Genomic DNA, 16,447 nt, shown 5'->3' on the forward strand with positions numbered 1-16,447 from the left:
CGGGGGTGTAGCCAGCACCCCCCTGGGGGAAGGGGGTTTACCCCCGGAAGTCCCGGGTGGTGGCGCCATGGTTGCCACACCTCTGGTCACCGTACGTTTCTACAGGTCAGTGCAGCTTTCCAGAGACCGGAGTCCCAATGCCCCAGGCCGTAGCCACCGTCGTGGAAGGCACCCGTGACGGTGCGGGAACTGCTGTAAGTGCCGACAGTGCCGGAATCGCCCAGAGCCAGGGAAGCGACTTCGCGCCCCTCCTGCGCGCGGTCAAGGAGCAGGGACTCCTGGAGCGGCGCACCGGCTGGTACGCGATGGGCATCGCCACCAACCTGGTCGCACTGGGTGCCGTGCTGACCGGCATGTTCCTCCTCGGCAACACCTGGTGGACCCTGCTGCTCGCATTGCCACTGGCGATCTTCTGGTCCCGCACCGCGTTCGTCGGACACGACGCCGGACACGCCCAGATAACCGGCGACCGCAGGGCGAGCCGGGCCATCGGCCTGGTGCACGCCAACCTGCTGCTCGGCATGAACGAGGCATGGTGGAACGACAAGCACGTACGCCACCACGCCAACCCCAATCACATCGACAAGGACCCGGACGTCGGCGTCGGCGCCCTGGTCTGGACCCAGAAGCAGGCTGCCCAGCGCGAAGGCTTCGCCCGCTGGCTCACCCGTAACCAGGCCCGGCTGTTCTTCCCGATGCTGCTCCTCGAAGGCATCGCGCTCAAGATCTCCGGCTTCCAGTACCTGCGGCAGCAGCCCGCCCGGGAACGCACCCTCTCGGCACTGCTCCTGGTCGCTCACCTCGGTCTCTACGCAACACTGCTGCTCACTGTCATGTCCCCGGGGAAGGCAGTCGTCTTCGCGCTGTTGCACCATGCGCTGTTCGGGCTCCACCTGGGCATGGCCTTCGCACCGAACCACAAGGGCATGGAGATGCCCGATCCCGACGGCGACCGCTGGGGCCACCTCCAGCGTCAGGTACTCACCTCGCGCAACGTACGCGGCGGCGTCCTCACCGACTGGTTCCTGGGCGGGCTCAACTACCAGATCGAGCACCACCTCTTCCCGAGCATGCCCCGACCGCATCTGCGACTGGCACAGCCCATGGTGCGCGCCCACTGCGAGGCGCTCGGCATGCCGTACACGGAGACCGGACTGATCGAGTCCTACCGGCAGGCACTCCAGCACATGCACGAGGTCGGTGAACCCCTCAGGTGAGGATTTCGGCGGGCTGGAACCGATGGGCGGGCACAGGCGTTCTCACAGCAGGAGCGGCCTCGGGCCGCGAAGGAGGCGTGGACGATGTCGAACAGCGCAAAGATCGCCATCGGGGGAGTCGTTGCGGCAGTCATCCTGATGCCGTTCATCGGATTCTGGCTGTCGCTGCTGGTCCTGATCGGAGTTCCGGCGGTCGCGTATCTGCTGCTGGATCCCAGTCAGCGACGCAGGCTCCGCAGGATCACCCGCAAGGAAATAGGCCGCTGACCACATGCTGAAACAGGGGGCTCCGCAGTGAGCGGGACAGTGACCGTGGTGAGCAGTAACGAGGAGTATTCCTTCACCAAGCCGAACCGCCGGAGTGTCACCCTGCTGGCCGGGCTCGGTGTGGAGGGAGATGTGCACGCGGGAGTCACGGTCAAGCACCGGTCCCGCGTCGCACAGGATCCCACCCAGCCGAATCTGCGCCAGGTCCACCTCATACACGAGGAACTGTTCGGCGAATTGCGGGCAGCGGGGTTCGAGGTCGCCCCGGGCGATCTCGGAGAGAACGTCACCACCAACGGTGTCGATCTCCTCGCCCTGCCCGTCGGCACTCTGCTGTACCTCGGCGGCGAGGCGGTTGTCGAGGTCACCGGCCTGCGCAACCCATGCCTCCAGATCGACAACTTCCAGGACGGGCTCCTCAAGCGGGTCGTCGGCCGGGACGAGGCGGGCCGGATCGTGCGCAAGGCCGGGATCACGGGCATCGTCACGGTCGGCGGAGCCGTCCGGCCGGGCGACCCGATCGAGGTCGAGCTGCCCGTCGGGCCGCATCGGGCGCTGGAGCGCGTGTAGTCCGGATCGCGTCTGAGACGTGGCTGGACCGCGACTTCGGCCGGGTGGTCGGTGGTCGACCGTCGGTCTGCTGCCGAGTACCGACAGCCGCGCTCAGCTAGGCCGTACTGCGAGCGCGTCCAGTGCCTTCAACAGGCCGGGCAGTCGCGTGCCGCGCCCGACCGGCAGCACCTCGCCCGGTTCCTCGTCCAGCAGGATGAAGGCGATGTCGTCGGTCCTGGCGACCAGCGACCAGCCGGGGCCGTCGGCGCGCAGCATTCGAGCGTCGCCCGTGGCGAAGGAGGACCGGACGCGGCCGGGCGGCGGCGGGGTGTCCACATAGGCACGTGCCTCCGCGAGCGCCCGCCGCACACCGGGGTGCACTCCGGACGGTGTGTCCTTCACGGGGTTCTCGGCGGTGGCGTCGGACCCGTCGCTCTCGGCCTCGGCTCCCGTCTCGGCGTCGCCCGCACCTCCAGCCGCAGAGTCGGCCTCGACGTCTACCTCAGCTTTAGGTTCAACCTTGGCTGCAGCGTTGAGCTCGTCGTCGTGCTGGTCCTCGCCCCCGGGCTCGGCAACGGCACCGTCCTTCTCGACGTCGACGTCGTCGCCCCCGGCACCGTCCGCCCCGCCCGGAGTGATGAGGGCCGTCTCGTCGTCGATCTGCTCGCGCCAAACCGCCCACTGGTGTGCTATCTCGTCCGCACCCATGCGCCGCTGGGCCGGGCCCCACGAATCCGTGTCGGGCGGGGCCAGCGGCGCCGGATCGGTGCCCTCGGCCTCCGGGTCCGGCAGCGGATCGTGCGGGGCGGACACTCCCGGAGCGGCGACCCCCACCGCGAGGGGCCAGCCGGGCAGCGCGCAGACCACCGAACGGTCGTCGGGAGAGAGGTCGTACTCCATTCCGCAGTCCCAGGCCGCGATCGCGACAGCGACCAGCGACACGTCCTCGACGACGACGGTCCAGCGCGCACCACCGCCGTCCTGGCCGAGGACCAGCCCGTATCCCTCGTCGTACGGTTCGAGGGCGAGCGCCGCACACGCGGCAGGGTAGTCGTCACCGAGCACGCTCGGGAACTGCGCAGGTGTCAGCAGCACCGCGGTGAGCACATACAGTGCGTCGTCGTCGGCGACTGTGTCGCTCGTCCCGGCCACGGCACCCTCCTCGTCCGTCATGGTTGTCCGTCGGCGCACCTTAACGAGTCGGTAACCCGCTCGTCGAGGCCCTGACAAGGGAAGACGTGGTCCCGGACGAGGGGGAAGACGTGGGCCGTGGTCCGGCGGACGGCGGGCCTCAGTCGGCGGGCAGGCCGAGCAGCGTGCGGGCCACTGTCTGCGGCGACTCGCCGCGCTCGCGGGCCAGTGCGATGACGGCCCGGCAGGCCAGCTCGCTGACACCGAAGGAGAGCGCCTCGGGCGACACCCAGCCGCTCACCTCGTCGATCCGCGCCTGATCGTCCTCCACGGATGCCGAGACATAGGTGGCTGCCGCCTCGAACAGATTGTGCTGCTTGTGCCGGTCTTCCCTGAGAGGTGCTGCTGACCGTGCGCCCTTCCGGTCGGAGGAGACAACTTTCCGCAGGCTGCCGATTATGTCGATCATGGAAACCGTCCTTCCGAGGAACCGTGAACGCATGACGTGCTCGTCCACACTGACGGTCTTCCCCGTCGACGTAGAGTTGGACCTTCGACCGAGAAAAGGGGGGCAGCGCGGTGAAGCGGTACGAACGGCTGAAGGAGATTCAGCGTCTCGATCCGGAACGGGACTTCCTCCGAATCTACCGGATCACGGCAACCTACGAGTTTCCCTGGGACATGACCCGCGCTCTCGAACTGGCCCTGTATCGCACCTATGCAGTCCCCAGCATTGGTCGACTCCTCGCAGAGACAGCTGAACTGGCGGACCGTTCGCAGAAGCGCTACGACGACACCGCACTGCTCCTCGACACGGTCGTGGAGCACGGCTTCGAGAGCGACCCGGGGCGCACGGCCATCCGCCGGATCAATCAGATGCACCGCAGCTACGACATCAGCAACGACGACATGCGCTATGTGCTGTGCACCTTCGTCGTCACCCCGAAGCGGTGGCTGGACAGCTACGGCTGGCGCCGGCTGTCCGACCACGAACTCCGGGCGTGCGCCGCCTATTACCGGACCCTGGGTGCCCATATGGGCATCAAGGACCTGCCGGAGACGTACGAGGACTTCGAGCGCACCCTCGACACCTATGAGGCCGAGCACTTCGGCTGGGACGAAGGGGGACGCCGCGTCTCCGACGCCACGCTGGACCTGATGGGCTCCTGGTATCCGCGCCCCTTCGCTCCCGTCGCGCGGAAGGCCGCCCTCGCGCTGCTCGATGATTCGCTGCTGCGGGCATTCCGCTACGAACGCCCGGGCTCCGCGGCCCGAAACCTCACCCGCCTCGCTCTGCGCCTGAGGGCACGAGCCGTGCGACTGTTGCCGCCCCGTACCACCCCGCACTTCGCCCGGCAGAACCCGGAGATCAAGGGCTACCCGGACGGCTACGAGGTTTCCGGGCTCGGTACGTTCCCCACCCCGGGTATCCGCGGCTGTCCGGTCCCGCACGAGCGACGCCCCGGCGCTCCGGCCGAGTGAGCAGGTGCGGGGGAGCGCTCGTAGGTCAGAGCGTCCGTACGGCAGGGCGAGGAACCGGTCGTCCTCATCCGTGTACGACTCGAGCCGCCAGCCCGAACGCGCCAGCAGCGGGCGGAGGTTGTGCTCGGCACGCAGGTCGTCGTCCGTGATCCGGCGGCCGTGGCGCGCGGCCAGGGCGGCCCGACCGATGGGGTGGAAGAGGGCCAGCTGCCCGCCCTGCCGCACCACCCGCGTCAACTCCGCCAGGTCCGGTCCGGGATGCGAGAGATGGGAGATCGGCCCAGCCGCGAACACCGCGTCGAGCGACTGCGGTCTCAGGGGCAGGCGGGCGACATCGGCGAGGAGCAGCGCTCCGCTCCGGTCGCGTCCCGCCTGTACCGCCGACTCCAGCATCGCCGCTGTGAGGTCCACGCCCAGAACCGTGCCCCGCGGTCCCACGGCCGCGCGCAGGGCGGGCAGCGCCCGTCCCGTACCGCAGTCGGCGTCCAGTACTGCGTCACCGGGGCCCAGCGCGAGGGAGTCGACGCTGCGGGGCATAGCGAGAAGCCCCGTCCTCCAGGGCGGGGAGGAGTCACACAGACATGATCGCGTAGTTGCCACCGGAGCGAAACATCGGGAAATGGGGTGCATGTTCGAGCACTGCGTGATCGTTCGGGAACATCTCTCTGTCATATTTCAGCAGCTTTCGAAATGCGCCCCGGGCGCGCGCCCGCCTCGCGACTAGCGTCCCCGATCCATGGGACACCTGGACCACGCCACCTTCGGCTGGCTGACACCTGCGCTGTCGTACGCGATGGCATGCATCGGCGCGGCACTCGGACTGAGCTGCACCGTGCGGGCACTCGACACAGCCGGACGTTCGCGCCGCAACTGGCTGATCACGGCCGCATCCGCCATCGGCTCGGGCATCTGGACGATGCACTTCGTTGCGATGCTCGGCTTCGGCGTGACCGGCACCGATATCCGCTACGACGTGCCGCTCACCCTGCTCAGCTTGCTCGACGCCATGGTGGTGGTCGGCGGCGGCGTCTTTGCCGTCGGCTACAGCCGCGACCGGACAAGGGCGCTGCTGCTCGGCGGGTTCGCCACCGGACTCGGTGTCGCCAGCATGCACTACCTCGGCATGGCGGCACTCCGTCTGCACGGCACGATCCACTACGACCCGCTGCGGGTCGCACTCTCCGTCGCAATCGCTGTCGTGGCCGCCACGGCGGCGCTGTGGGCGGCGCTCAACATCAAGTCACCCCGAGCCGTCGCGCTGGCTTCCCTCGTCATGGGGGCGGCGGTCAGCAGCATGCACTACACCGGAATGCTGGCGGTCTCCGTGCACGTCGCGCCCTCCGGAAGGGAACTTTCCGGGGCCACGACCATGCAGTTCATCTTTCCCCTGGCCGTCGGCCTGGGCTCGTACCTCTTTCTTACCTCGGCGTTCGTGGCGCTCTCCCCGACGGCCAGGGAACGCGCCGCCTACGTCTTCGCCGAACGCACCGGACCCACCGAAACGGACTCATCCGCGGTCGCACAACAGGGATTCACGGAGCGCGGGCCAGTCTTCCGGGCACGACGCGGCGACGTGAGTGACCACGACGTATCGCCCGCCACCACGCCCTGACGCCCCTGCACCCGGCCGACCGGCACCTGCGACATATTCAGCTCCACACCCGGAACGAGGAGGCCATGCGCCCACCCCGCACGACCCCGGAAACCGGTGCGACCGCGACCGCCCGGCCCACCGCCCCACCGACGCGCGGACGCCGCGCGCACGCGGGCCCGCCGGCCGACGAGAGCGCCGAGCACGACGTGAGGCCGCTGCTGACACCCGACACATCCGTGCCGCGCGGACGGTGGACGCTGCGGCCCAGGACTGTGCGCGCCAAGATCATCTCGCTGCTGATGGTGCCGGTCGTCTCGCTGCTCGCCCTCTGGGGTTTCGCCACGGTCACCACCGCCCAGGACGTGGCACGGCTGCGCCAGTTGCAACAGGTCGACGACGAGGTCCGGGCCCCCATATCCACCGCTGTCGCGGCACTCCAGAGCGAGCGCCGGGCGGCCATGCTTCAGTCCGCGGCCCCCAGCAGCGCCCAGGCAGCCGAACTGGAGCGCCGGAGCAAGCGCACCGACACCGCGCTCGCCGCCCTGCGCCTCGACAGCGGCCACACCATCGCCGACACCGGCAACCTCCCGCCCACCGTCGCCGGCCGGCTCGACCGGTTCCTGGGCCTCACCCACCGACTGCGCGCCGACAGGAGCGATGCGGGCGACGAGAACGCCGTGTACGACCAGTACACTGCGGCCGTCTCCGCGGCCTTCGGCGTCTGCGGCGGCCTCACCGGGATCCAGGACGACGCACTCGGCTCCGACGCCCGCGTCCTGCTCGAACTCTCCCGCGCCGACGAGATGCTGGCCCGCGAGGACGCACTGCTGGCCACGGCCGCTCGCACCGGAACGCTCAAGCGCGGCCAACTGCGCCTGTTCACCGGAGCGGTGGATTCCCGAAGGAACTTCACGGAGACCGCGGGCGCAGATCTGCCCGCCACCGAGCGGGCCGCCTGGCAAAGGTTCACCGCCGGGGATGCCTACCGCCAGATCCAGGCAGCTGAGGACGAGGTGCTCGCCGCGCCCGCCGGTCGCGATGCCGCGCAGGCAGTGCCCGCCACGGACTGGGAACGAGCAGCGGACCGCGTACGGAGCGAGCTGCGCACCATCGATACCACCGCCGGTCAACGCGCCGCCGACCGGGCGAATCCGCTCGCCCGAGGACTGTTCAGCCCGTCGGGAGCCGCAGTGCTCTTCGGCTGCGTCGCCGTCGCCGCCTCACTGGTGATCTCCGTGCGCATCGGCCGCGGACTCGTCGTCGAACTCGTCAGCCTCCGCAACAGCGCCCTGGAGATCGCCCGCCGCAAACTGCCCCGCGCCATGCAACGGCTACGTGCGGGCGAGGAACTCGACATCGGGGCCGAGGCCCCGCAGGGCTGCACCACCCACGACGAGATCGGCCAGGTCGGCGAGGCACTCGGCACAGTGCACCGGGCAGCCCTCAGCGCCGCCGTCGAACGGGCCGAACTCGCCGACGGCATCTCCGGAGTCTTCGTCAACCTCGCCCGGCGCAGCCAGGTGCTGGTCCACCGTCAGCTCAACCTCCTCGACAGCATGGAACGCCGCGCCGACGACCCCGGCGAGCTGAGCGATCTCTTCCGGCTCGACCACCTCACCACCCGGATGCGACGGCACGCCGAGAGTCTGATCATCCTGTCCGGGGCGGCGCCGGGACGGGCCTGGCGGATGCCCGTACCGCTGACCAACGTCGTGCGCGCCGCCGTCTCCGAGATCGAGGACTACGCCCGCGTGGAGGTACGGCAATTGCCCGACGCCGCGGTGAAGGGCACAGCCATCGCCGACCTCACCCACCTGCTGGCCGAACTCATCGAGAACGCGGCACAGTTCTCACCACCCCACACCAAGGTGTGCATCAGCGGCGAGCCCGTGGGCAACGGCTACGCCCTGGAGATCGAGGACCGCGGCCTGGGCATGGGCAACGAACTCCTCGGCGAGGCAAACCGGCGCATCGAACAGGCGGAGGCGCTCGACCTCTTCGACAGCGACCGGCTCGGCCTCTTCGTCGTCAGCCGGCTCTCCGTACGCCACCACATCAAGGTTCAGCTGCGCACCTCCGCGTACGGCGGGACGACCGCGGTGGTTCTGCTGCCAACGGCACTGCTGCAGACCGCATTTCCGGCGGCCGAGGCGTCCGCCGCGCCGGGGAACACCTCGGTCGAGCGCCAGGACGACCGGGACCGTCCGCCCTTCGGACCTGGACCCGGCCCCCGTGCGGTGAGACCGCGGACCACCGCCTTCCCGGCGCCGGTACCGGTACCCGCGCTCGAGTCCCGCATGCAGCCCGCTGCCGCGGTCACCTCGCTGCACGGGCGTCCGGGCGGTACGGACAAGCACAAGGCCGAGGCCCACTCGGAAGAGCAGCCCGACGACGGCACCCTGCCGCGCCGTGTGCGGCAGGCCAGCCTCGTTCCGCAACTGCGCGAGGAGCCCCGCCGCGACGAATTGCCACACGGCGACCCGAACGACAAGGACTGCCCCCTGGAGTGCACCCCCGAGCAGGCCCGGGACCGCGCGACCGCCTACCGCAACGGCTGGGTGCGCGGTGGCGGCACCGCCCCCGGCTCATCATCGACCCGCCCGGGCACCACCTGCCCCCGTCCACGCAGCGAAGGAGACCATGCATGATCGCGAACGAGAGGACCGGGGTACGCCAAGCCTCGGGCGAACTCGACTGGCTGCTGGACGATCTGGTGACACGGGTCGGCGAGGTCCGCCACGCCGTCGTTCTCTCCGGCGACGGCCTCGCGGCGGGCGCCTCCAGCGCCCTGATCCGCGAGGACGCCGAGCATCTGGCCGCCGTGGCCTCCGGATTCCATAGCCTGGCCAAGGGCGCGGGGCGCCATTTCCGGGCCGGGAACGTACGCCAGACCATGGTCGAGATGGATGAGGGCTTTCTGTTCGTCGCGGCAGCGGGCGATGGATCCTGCCTCGCCGTGCTCAGCACGGCCTTCGCCGATATCGGACTGGTCGCCTACGAGATGGCCCGGCTCGTCAAACGGGTGGGTGAGCATCTGCGTACCCCGCCGCGGTTCACCGCACCCCCGTCGGCTGTCGGCTGAGAGGGCGGAGACGGCCGTGTCCATGACCGACGAGGGCCCGGGAGGCATCCCGCGCACCCCGGGCCCGCACACACGTCCGGGCAGCCAGTGGTACGACGCCGAAGCCGGCCCACTGGTCCGCCCGTACGCCGTGACGGGCGGCCGGACCGAACCGGGCCCCACCGGCGTGAAGTTCGATCTGATAGCACTCGTCACCTTCGACGAGAACGCACCGGACGGCTCCGAGGAATCCCTGCTCGGTCCCGAGCACCGAGCCCTGCTCACCCTCTGCCGGTCGGAGACCCGGTCCGTCGCGGAGCTCTCCGCCGATGCCGACCTTCCGGTCGGAGTCGTACGCGTACTCCTCGGCGATCTGCTCGAAGCCGGCTACGTACGCGTCAGCCGACACGTACCGCCCGCACAGTTGCCGGACGAACACATTCTTCGCGAGGTGATCAACGGTCTGCGGGCTCTGTAGGGGCACTTCGGTGACGCGGTCGGGCGGCACACGGAGCAGGAGAGCCCCTCTCCTCGCCCCGGCGGAGGGAGGGGAGAGGGGCCGCGCTCGTCCACCGTAGGGTGCCCCGGGGTCAGACATTGACCCCGTAGTCGGATGCGATACCGGCCAGGCCCGAGGCATAACCCTGGCCGACCGCACGGAACTTCCACTCCGCGCCGTGCCGGTACAGCTCACCGAAGACCATGGCGGTCTCGGTCGAGGCGTCCTCGCTGAGGTCGTAACGGGCCAGCTCGACGCCGTTCGCCCGGTTCACCACGCGGATGAACGCGTTACGGACCTGGCCGAAGCTCTGACCGCGGCTCTGCGCGTCATGGATGGAGACCGGAAAGACTATCTTCGCGACATCCGCCGGGACAGCGGCCAGGTCCACATTGATGGACTCGTCGTCGCCCTCGCCCTCACCGGTCAGATTGTCGCCGGTGTGCTGGACCGAACCGTCCGGGCTCGTCAGGTTGTTGTAGAAGACGAAGTGCAGGTCGGAGAGGACCTTGCCGGTATCCGAGCACAGCAGCGCGCTCGCGTCCAGGTCGTGATCCGCCCCCGTCGTCGTCCGCACGTCCCAGCCCAGGCCGACCGTCACTGCGGTCAGGCCGGGCGCCTCCTTCGACAAGGAGACGTTGCCGCCCTTGGCCAGGGTCACACCCATGAACTTCCTCCATTGATCCAGTGGTCCAGCGATTCGGTGATGTGGTGATCAGCGCTTCTTCGGCCGTCATACGGGTCAACGACGTTGCCCCGCCCGTGGTTCCCTCGCTTGCGCAATCCTTGAAGTGGCTGGCAGGGAGGGGCGCTGTACGTTGGTGAGCCGATGCCTCATGTGCGTGGGTCGGTACCGGGACTCACATCGGTCTCCTTCATGGCCTTCGCCTCACTCTTCAGGATCCGCATGGATTTGCCCAGGGCGCGGGCCGTGTCCGGCAGCTTTTTCGAGCCGAACAGCACGATGGCCACAATCGCCACGATCAACAGGTGCCAGGGTTCGAGGCCGTTGCGCAACATATATGTGCCGCCCTTCCTTTCGGTGTCTTGGCCGCTGTTTCCGCTCGAGGTCCGCGGACAGTGCTTCAGGCTGGCCGTGGCAGGTCCGGTGATCCACTCGAACAGCGATACTTGCCACATTGCGCAACTGTACAACCATGGGATGGTGGAGCGCGTCCTCCACCATGCAAGCCGGACGGACGGGGTGGCCGATGACAGGAAGTCACAATTCAGCAGTGGGCAGGCGAAGGGGCAGCCGGCTGCGGCGAACAGCCATGTTCGGGCTGTCGTTCCTTGTGCTGCTTGTCGCGGGCGTCGGGTGGGCCTACCTCAAACTGAACGGCAGCATCGACACCTTCAGCGCGGACGGGATCTCGGGCGACCGGCCGCCCGGCTCGTCGAACGGGCAGAACGTCCTGGTCATCGGATCGGACTCGCGCGCGGGCGACAACAGCAAGCTGGGCGGCGGCACGGGTACGGTGGGGCGCTCCGACACCGCGTTCCTTCTCCATGTGTACGCCGACCGCAAACACGCGGTCGCCGTGTCCATTCCCCGTGACTCCCTGGTCGACATCCCGGCCTGCAAGATGCCGGGCGGTGAGTGGACCTCGCCGCAGCACGACGTGATGTTCAACGCTGCGTTCTCGGTGGGGGAGACGGCCGAGGGAAACCCGGCCTGTACCCAGAACACGGTCGAGCAGCTCACCGGCCTGCGCGTCGACCACACCGTCGTCATCGATTTCGCCGGATTCTCCGCACTGACATCGGCCGTCGGGGGCGTTCCGGTATGTCTGCCCCAGGACATCTACCAGCGAGACCTCAGCCCGAAGCGGCCCACACGGGGCGCCCGGATCTTCTCGAAGGGTCCGCAGACAGTCTCCGGACAGCGGGCACTCGACTACGTCCGGCTCCGGCACGGCATCGGCGACGGCTCGGACATAGGGCGGATCAAGCGCCAGCAGGCATTTGTGGCCTCCCTCATCAAGAAGGTCAAGTCCCGGGGACTGAACCCCACCGCGCTGCTGCCCCTCGCCGACGCGGCCACCGACGCGATGACCGTCGACCCCGGGCTCGGGTCGGCCGACCGGCTTCTGTCGTTCGCCATGTCGATGAAGAACATCGACCTGCACAACACCAAGTTCGTCACTGTCCCATGGCGTTACGAGGGCTCACGCGTCGCGATAGTCGAACCGGACGCCGACGCGCTCTGGGCAGCGCTGAGGGCCGACCGTACGGTCGACGGCCAGGACGCCAGCGGCAAGGGATCGGCCGAGGGCAGACAGACAGCGAGCAGCGCGGCGTCGCCCGCGGCCACCACCCCGGTCTCCGGCACGGGCATCAGCATCGCCGTCTACAACGGCACCACGGTCAGGGGACTCGCGGCCCGGGCCACCGAACTTCTGCGCGCCCGAGGCTTCACCGTCACCACCACGGCCAATGCGAGCAGCCAGGACTACGCCTCGACCGTCATCGAGTACGGACCGGGCCTGCGGAACGATGCAGAGACCACCGCACGGCTCTTCGCCGGAGCCCGGACGACCGCGTCCGACACCGCCGGAATCCAGGTGATCCTCGGCAGTTCCTACGCCCAGGACCCATCGTTCGCACCCGAGACCCCGGCACCCTCCGCCGTGCCGCCCACCGTCGCCGCCGGGGCGCGGTCGGCCGACGACGACCCGTGCGCGGATCTCTCGTACGGCTGACCGTCCCGCGACGGTGGGAAGGCGGCGCTCAGAGCGATGCCGGAACCGTCCGGAGCTGCAGCGCCGGGTGACGGGGAGCCGCGAAGCCGCACGACTCGTACAGAGCGGCGCCGTCCCCTGTGGCGTTCAGATTGACCACCGTGACGTGGGCCTCCTCGCGGAACCAGGCGAGGAGAGCATCGAAGCAGACACGGGCATGCCCACGGCGGCGCCGGCGGAAATCGGTGCTGACATTGGAGACATGCCCGTGCGGTCCGCTCGGTTCGCCGGGCTGGGGGCATGCGCATCGCACGTCCCGACGGCGCTGGAGACGGTGCCGAGCTCGGGATCGTCGATCAGGAACGCGGCGAACGTGTCGGGCCGACGCAGCCGCTCGGTGAACCACTGCGCGGAGGCCGCCCGCCACGGGGCATCGGCACCGCCCGTCTCCATTCCCATGTCGGCCAGCATCAGCCCCCGCAGCCGAACCAACGCGGGCACATCGTCGAGCGTGGCGCGGCGAGCACGCACCGGCTGCCCGCCACCGCCGCCCGTACTCGTGCCGGACTCCAGGCGACCGATGCGTGAGGGGGTCATGAGAATCTTCACTTCCGTTCGTAGTGGGTACGGGCCGCCCACAGTCCGCATGTGTACAGGGCCAGCACCGTTGCGAGCAAAAGGAAATAGAGCGGTGGCAGCGCCCTCATGCCCAGCAGCGGACCGAGCGGAGTGAGCGGCAGCAGCAGGCCGACCACCGCAAGACCGGACGCTGCGGCTCGCAGTGGGCCGCCGCTGTGGCCCTCGGCTGCGCTGCGGCCCGTACGGAGCAGCAGCATCACCAGAGCCTGGGTGAGCAGGTTCTCGGTGAACCAGCCGGAGTGGAACGCCTCCTGCCCGCCCGATGTCGCCGAACCGTGCAATGCGTAGGCCAGTACTGCGAACGTCGCCAGGTCCGCAGTGGCGTTCAGCAGACCGAAGCCCGTGATGAATCGGAGGAAATCGCGCGGAGGCAGCACCGTGGGCCGCCGCAGCACCGCAGGTGCGGGCCGGTCGAACGCGAAGGCGAGCTGTGCCACGTCGAAGCACAGGTTCTGCACCAGGACCTGTGCCGGAAGCATCGGCAGGAACGGCAGCATCAGCCCCGCGGCAAGCATCGCGATGACGTTGCCGAGGTTCGACGAGAGTGTGATGCGCAGATACGTGGCGATGTTCCCGCTGCAGTGCCGGCCGGCAGCGATCGCGTGATCGATGGCCGCGAGGTCCTTCTCGGCGAGCACCACATCGGCGGTCTCCCGCGCCACGTCGACCGCGTTCCTTGGACAGATGCCGACATCGGCCGCGTGCATCGCGGGCAGGTCGTTGACGCCGTCGCCGAGGAAACCGGTGGTGTGCCCGACGGTACGCAGCGAGGAGACGATCCGGGCCTTGTGCTCGGGCGTGCAGCGGGCGAAGACGGTGGCCCGGTCCGCGGCCTCCGCGAGCTCCCCGTCCGACAGCGCGTCGATCCGTTCCGCGGAAACGACCTCGCCCGGATCGAGGCCCAGATCCCGGCAGGCGCGGGCGACGGTCCCCGGATCGTCGCCGGTGAGCACCTTCACGGCGACGCCCCGTTGTTCAAGCACGTCCAGCGCTTGTGCGGCGCTCGGCGTGAGCGCGTCCCGCAGAGCGACGAACCCGAGGAAGGCCAGCTCCCGTTCGTCGGCCGTCGTGTACGTACCGAGCCGGGCGGGCCGCTCGCTCCGGGCCACCGCGAGCAACCGCAGACCGTCCGCGGCCTCGCGCGTGGCCAGGGCTCTCAGCCGGTCCCGTTCGGCATCGTTCAGGGCGCACCGGTCGAGTACTGCCTCCACTGCCCCCTTCGTGACGAGGGTGTGGGTGCCGAGCCTGCCGGGGCTGCGGACGACCGCGGTGGCGAGGCGCCGCACCGGATCGAACGGCAACGCGGCCACCCCGTCGTACGCGGACAGCGCCCCCTCCTGCTCCTCGGTGGCGTCCAGAACCGCCTCGTCGAGTGCGTCGGGGGCGGGCAGTTCAGCGAGCTGCAGCGTCCAAAGTGCGTTCACCGCGGCCCAGTGCAGCACTTCGGGATCGGGCCGGCCGGCCCCGTTCAGCGACCGTTCGACGAGCGGCCGGTCCTGGGTGAGTGTTCCGGTCTTGTCCAGACACAGCACATTGATCGCACCGAGATCATGGAGAGCGGGCAGCCGTTTGACGATCAACCCGTGGTTCCGGGCGAGCAGCGAAGCGCCCCTGGCCAGCGCTGTCGTGACGATTACCGGCAGCATCTCGGGAGTCAGCCCGACCGCCACCGCGACGGCGAACGGCAGCGTCTCCAGACCGCGGCCGCGCAGTGCCGCGTTGGCCATCAGTACCAGGGGCGGGGTGAGCAGCATGAACCGGATCAGCGTCCAGGAAATCCCCTGCACCGAACGGTCGAAGGCGCTCGTGCCCCGGCGGCGCGCCGAACCGTCGTACGCGGCGGCGAACCGGGTGTCCGCACCCGTCGCCGTCACCACCGCCGTACCACTGCCCGACGCCACGCTACTGCCCTGGAAACACAGCTCGGGCCGCGCGAACAGCCCGGCCTCGCCACCGGACCCGGCGTCGGCGGTGTGGTGCCTGTCCGGAGCATCGACGGGCCGTTTGGCGACCGGCACCGACTCGCCCGTGAGGGCCGACTGATGCACGGCCAGGCCGCTCGCGCGCAGGAGCCGCACATCGGCAGGAACGAGATCTCCCGGACCGAGCCTGATCACATCGCCCGGCACCAGCACCCCGACCGGCATCTCGCGCGCCTGTGGCGCGGCGTCCGGGCCGGTGCGGCGCAGCACGGTCGCGGTGGTCGCCACCAACTCCCGCAGCGCGGCCGTCGAACGGTCGGCCCGATGCTCCTCCGCGGAGCGCAACAGACAGCTGACGACCACGAGCGCCAGCGTCACGGCAGCCGTGCCCCATGAGGCCACCGCTGCCGAGACCAGACCCAGACACAGGAGCACCGAGGTGAACGGATCCCGCAGGCTGCTTATGAAACGACGGGGCCAGGAGACCGGACGCCAGGCCGGCAGGGTGTTCTCGCCGAACCGTGCCAGCCGTTCCTCCGCCTGTCCCTCCAGCAGCCCGCGCGGCCCGCTGTTCAGCGAGCGGAGAACCTGCAAGGAGGTCGGTGCGGCAGCCGGCGAAGCGGGCGGCGCGCCGCCAGGGGCGGCGCTCCGGCCGACCGCCGCGCCCGCTATCGGCACAATCACGGCGGACGACTGGTCGGGATCGGTGCTGCCGGGACCTGCGGCGGCACTGCGCTCAGGCACCGAGTTCGCGGAGGCGTACGGGGTGCGCGGGCGCGTGTCCGGCGCGTTCGGCGAGCTGGCCGACCATCAGCCGGACGACCGTCACCACGTCGGGGTCGTCGACCAGGTACACCTGCCGGCGGCCTTCGCGGCGTGACCGTACGAGACCGGCCAGTTTCAGCTTCGTCAGATGCTGGCTCACCGAAGGAAGGGTGCCGCCCACCCGGTCCGCGAGACCGGTCACATCGCTCTCGCCCTGGGAGAGGGCCCACACGATGTGCAGGCGCGCAGGCGTCGCCAGCAGGCCGAAGGCGGCAGCCGCCTCCACCAGTACCTCCGCGGGCGGATCCTCGAAACCGCCGTCGGCAGCTGTCGACACTCTTGCTCTCCCTGTACGCGTGGGCCATTCCTCGCACCCGAAACACCCAGTGTAGGCGCCGGACTGCCGCCGTCCGCGGGCCCATGCGTCTGTGAGCGGCCCGTGCGCTCACGACCGGGAACGGCAGGCGCACTCCGCTAGACGTATCGAATTGTGGACTCATCCGGGTAGTCAGTGAGCGGGAACGGTCACATCGCTAAAAAAGCGATTCCGTCCCACGGGACAGGTTCTCGTTTGCCATGCTGTCGCCGTACTCATGCTGACGGTCCACGGAATCCGAGCCCTTCAAGACAGCTCTGA

The 16,447-nt window shown here is 69.5% G+C and carries 16 protein-coding genes and 1 pseudogene; 10 read left to right on the top strand and 7 right to left on the bottom strand.

All coding sequences use genetic code 11. From position 1 onward, the window contains the following. Positions 1 to 137: 137 nt before the first annotated feature. The 3 genes from ACZ7IB_RS35650 to ACZ7IB_RS35660 all read left to right on the top strand — a co-directional run bounded on the left by ACZ7IB_RS35650 (position 138) and on the right by ACZ7IB_RS35660 (position 2,054). Complete coding sequence (locus ACZ7IB_RS35650; RefSeq protein ID WP_470918380.1) at positions 138 to 1,217, top strand: fatty acid desaturase family protein; 1,080 nt, start codon at positions 138 to 140, stop codon at positions 1,215 to 1,217. An 84-nt stretch (positions 1,218 to 1,301) separates the two neighbouring features. Beyond that, the gene (locus ACZ7IB_RS35655; protein ID WP_114248565.1) at positions 1,302 to 1,484 is read left to right on the top strand and encodes a hypothetical protein; all 183 of its coding nucleotides are present in this window, start codon (positions 1,302 to 1,304) and stop codon (positions 1,482 to 1,484) included. Positions 1,485 to 1,523: 39 nt separating this feature from the next. Beyond that, positions 1,524 to 2,054 carry an MOSC domain-containing protein gene (locus ACZ7IB_RS35660; protein ID WP_470918418.1) on the top strand — a complete coding sequence of 177 codons (531 nt, stop codon included), beginning with the start codon at positions 1,524 to 1,526 and terminating at the stop codon, positions 2,052 to 2,054. A gap of 93 nt (positions 2,055 to 2,147) precedes the next feature. Here ACZ7IB_RS35660 and ACZ7IB_RS35665 read toward each other — a convergent pair whose 3' ends face one another. After that, positions 2,148 to 3,209, bottom strand: a complete 1,062-nt coding sequence (locus ACZ7IB_RS35665; protein ID WP_470918382.1) for a hypothetical protein — start codon at positions 3,207 to 3,209, stop codon at positions 2,148 to 2,150. 118 nt (positions 3,210 to 3,327) lie between these two features. Continuing rightward, on the bottom strand, positions 3,328 to 3,636 hold the full coding sequence (locus tag ACZ7IB_RS35670; RefSeq protein ID WP_470918384.1) for a hypothetical protein: 309 nt from the start codon (positions 3,634 to 3,636) through the stop codon (positions 3,328 to 3,330). 110 nt (positions 3,637 to 3,746) lie between these two features. Here ACZ7IB_RS35670 and ACZ7IB_RS35675 point away from each other — a divergent pair, with 110 nt between their 5' ends. Then, entirely contained in the window at positions 3,747 to 4,649 is a 903-nt protein-coding gene (locus tag ACZ7IB_RS35675; protein ID WP_470918386.1) for an oxygenase MpaB family protein, read from the top strand. Between the two features lie 42 nt (positions 4,650 to 4,691). On the opposite strand, the pseudogene ACZ7IB_RS35680 reads toward ACZ7IB_RS35675, so the two are convergent. Next, positions 4,692 to 5,279: pseudogene (locus ACZ7IB_RS35680) on the bottom strand (class I SAM-dependent methyltransferase); the annotation flags it as partial. A 106-nt stretch (positions 5,280 to 5,385) separates the two neighbouring features. Here ACZ7IB_RS35680 and ACZ7IB_RS35685 point away from each other — a divergent pair. The 4 genes from ACZ7IB_RS35685 to ACZ7IB_RS35700 all read left to right on the top strand — a co-directional run bounded on the left by ACZ7IB_RS35685 (position 5,386) and on the right by ACZ7IB_RS35700 (position 9,782). After that, positions 5,386 to 6,261, top strand: a complete 876-nt coding sequence (locus ACZ7IB_RS35685) for an MHYT domain-containing protein (protein ID WP_470918387.1) — start codon at positions 5,386 to 5,388, stop codon at positions 6,259 to 6,261. 65 nt (positions 6,262 to 6,326) lie between these two features. After that, the gene (locus tag ACZ7IB_RS35690; protein ID WP_470918388.1) at positions 6,327 to 8,891 is read left to right on the top strand and encodes a sensor histidine kinase; all 2,565 of its coding nucleotides are present in this window, start codon (positions 6,327 to 6,329) and stop codon (positions 8,889 to 8,891) included. Beyond that, a complete protein-coding gene (locus ACZ7IB_RS35695; RefSeq protein ID WP_470918390.1) occupies positions 8,888 to 9,325 on the top strand; it encodes a roadblock/LC7 domain-containing protein in 438 nt (145 codons plus the stop codon). Before ACZ7IB_RS35690 ends, ACZ7IB_RS35695 begins: the two co-directional genes overlap by 4 nt. 22 nt (positions 9,326 to 9,347) lie before the next feature. Further along, entirely contained in the window at positions 9,348 to 9,782 is a 435-nt protein-coding gene (locus tag ACZ7IB_RS35700) for a DUF742 domain-containing protein (protein ID WP_470918420.1), read from the top strand. Between the two features lie 112 nt (positions 9,783 to 9,894). Here ACZ7IB_RS35700 and ACZ7IB_RS35705 read toward each other — a convergent pair whose 3' ends face one another. Both ACZ7IB_RS35705 and tatA read right to left on the bottom strand, forming a co-directional pair. After that, complete coding sequence (locus ACZ7IB_RS35705) at positions 9,895 to 10,470, bottom strand: TerD family protein (RefSeq protein ID WP_470918391.1); 576 nt, start codon at positions 10,468 to 10,470, stop codon at positions 9,895 to 9,897. A 167-nt stretch (positions 10,471 to 10,637) separates the two neighbouring features. Then, positions 10,638 to 10,823: a Sec-independent protein translocase subunit TatA gene (gene tatA / locus ACZ7IB_RS35710; RefSeq protein WP_470918421.1), complete on the bottom strand. Its 186-nt coding sequence runs from the start codon at positions 10,821 to 10,823 to the stop codon at positions 10,638 to 10,640. A gap of 191 nt (positions 10,824 to 11,014) precedes the next feature. Here tatA and ACZ7IB_RS35715 point away from each other — a divergent pair, with 191 nt between their 5' ends. Both ACZ7IB_RS35715 and ACZ7IB_RS35720 read left to right on the top strand, forming a co-directional pair. After that, on the top strand, positions 11,015 to 12,505 hold the full coding sequence (locus tag ACZ7IB_RS35715) for an LCP family protein (RefSeq protein WP_470918393.1): 1,491 nt from the start codon (positions 11,015 to 11,017) through the stop codon (positions 12,503 to 12,505). Positions 12,506 to 12,784: 279 nt separating this feature from the next. Continuing rightward, complete coding sequence (locus tag ACZ7IB_RS35720) at positions 12,785 to 13,072, top strand: hypothetical protein (RefSeq protein ID WP_470918394.1); 288 nt, start codon at positions 12,785 to 12,787, stop codon at positions 13,070 to 13,072. Positions 13,073 to 13,089: 17 nt separating this feature from the next. On the opposite strand, the gene mgtA is transcribed toward ACZ7IB_RS35720, so the two are convergent. Both mgtA and ACZ7IB_RS35730 read right to left on the bottom strand, forming a co-directional pair. Beyond that, the gene (gene mgtA, locus ACZ7IB_RS35725; protein ID WP_470918395.1) at positions 13,090 to 15,789 is read right to left on the bottom strand and encodes a magnesium-translocating P-type ATPase; all 2,700 of its coding nucleotides are present in this window, start codon (positions 15,787 to 15,789) and stop codon (positions 13,090 to 13,092) included. Further along, on the bottom strand, positions 15,782 to 16,147 hold the full coding sequence (locus ACZ7IB_RS35730; RefSeq protein WP_114248576.1) for an ArsR/SmtB family transcription factor: 366 nt from the start codon (positions 16,145 to 16,147) through the stop codon (positions 15,782 to 15,784). Before ACZ7IB_RS35730 ends, mgtA begins: the two co-directional genes overlap by 8 nt. Positions 16,148 to 16,447: the final 300 nt, after the last annotated feature.

It is taken from the genome of Streptomyces sp. NPDC037301 (assembly GCF_055602785.1).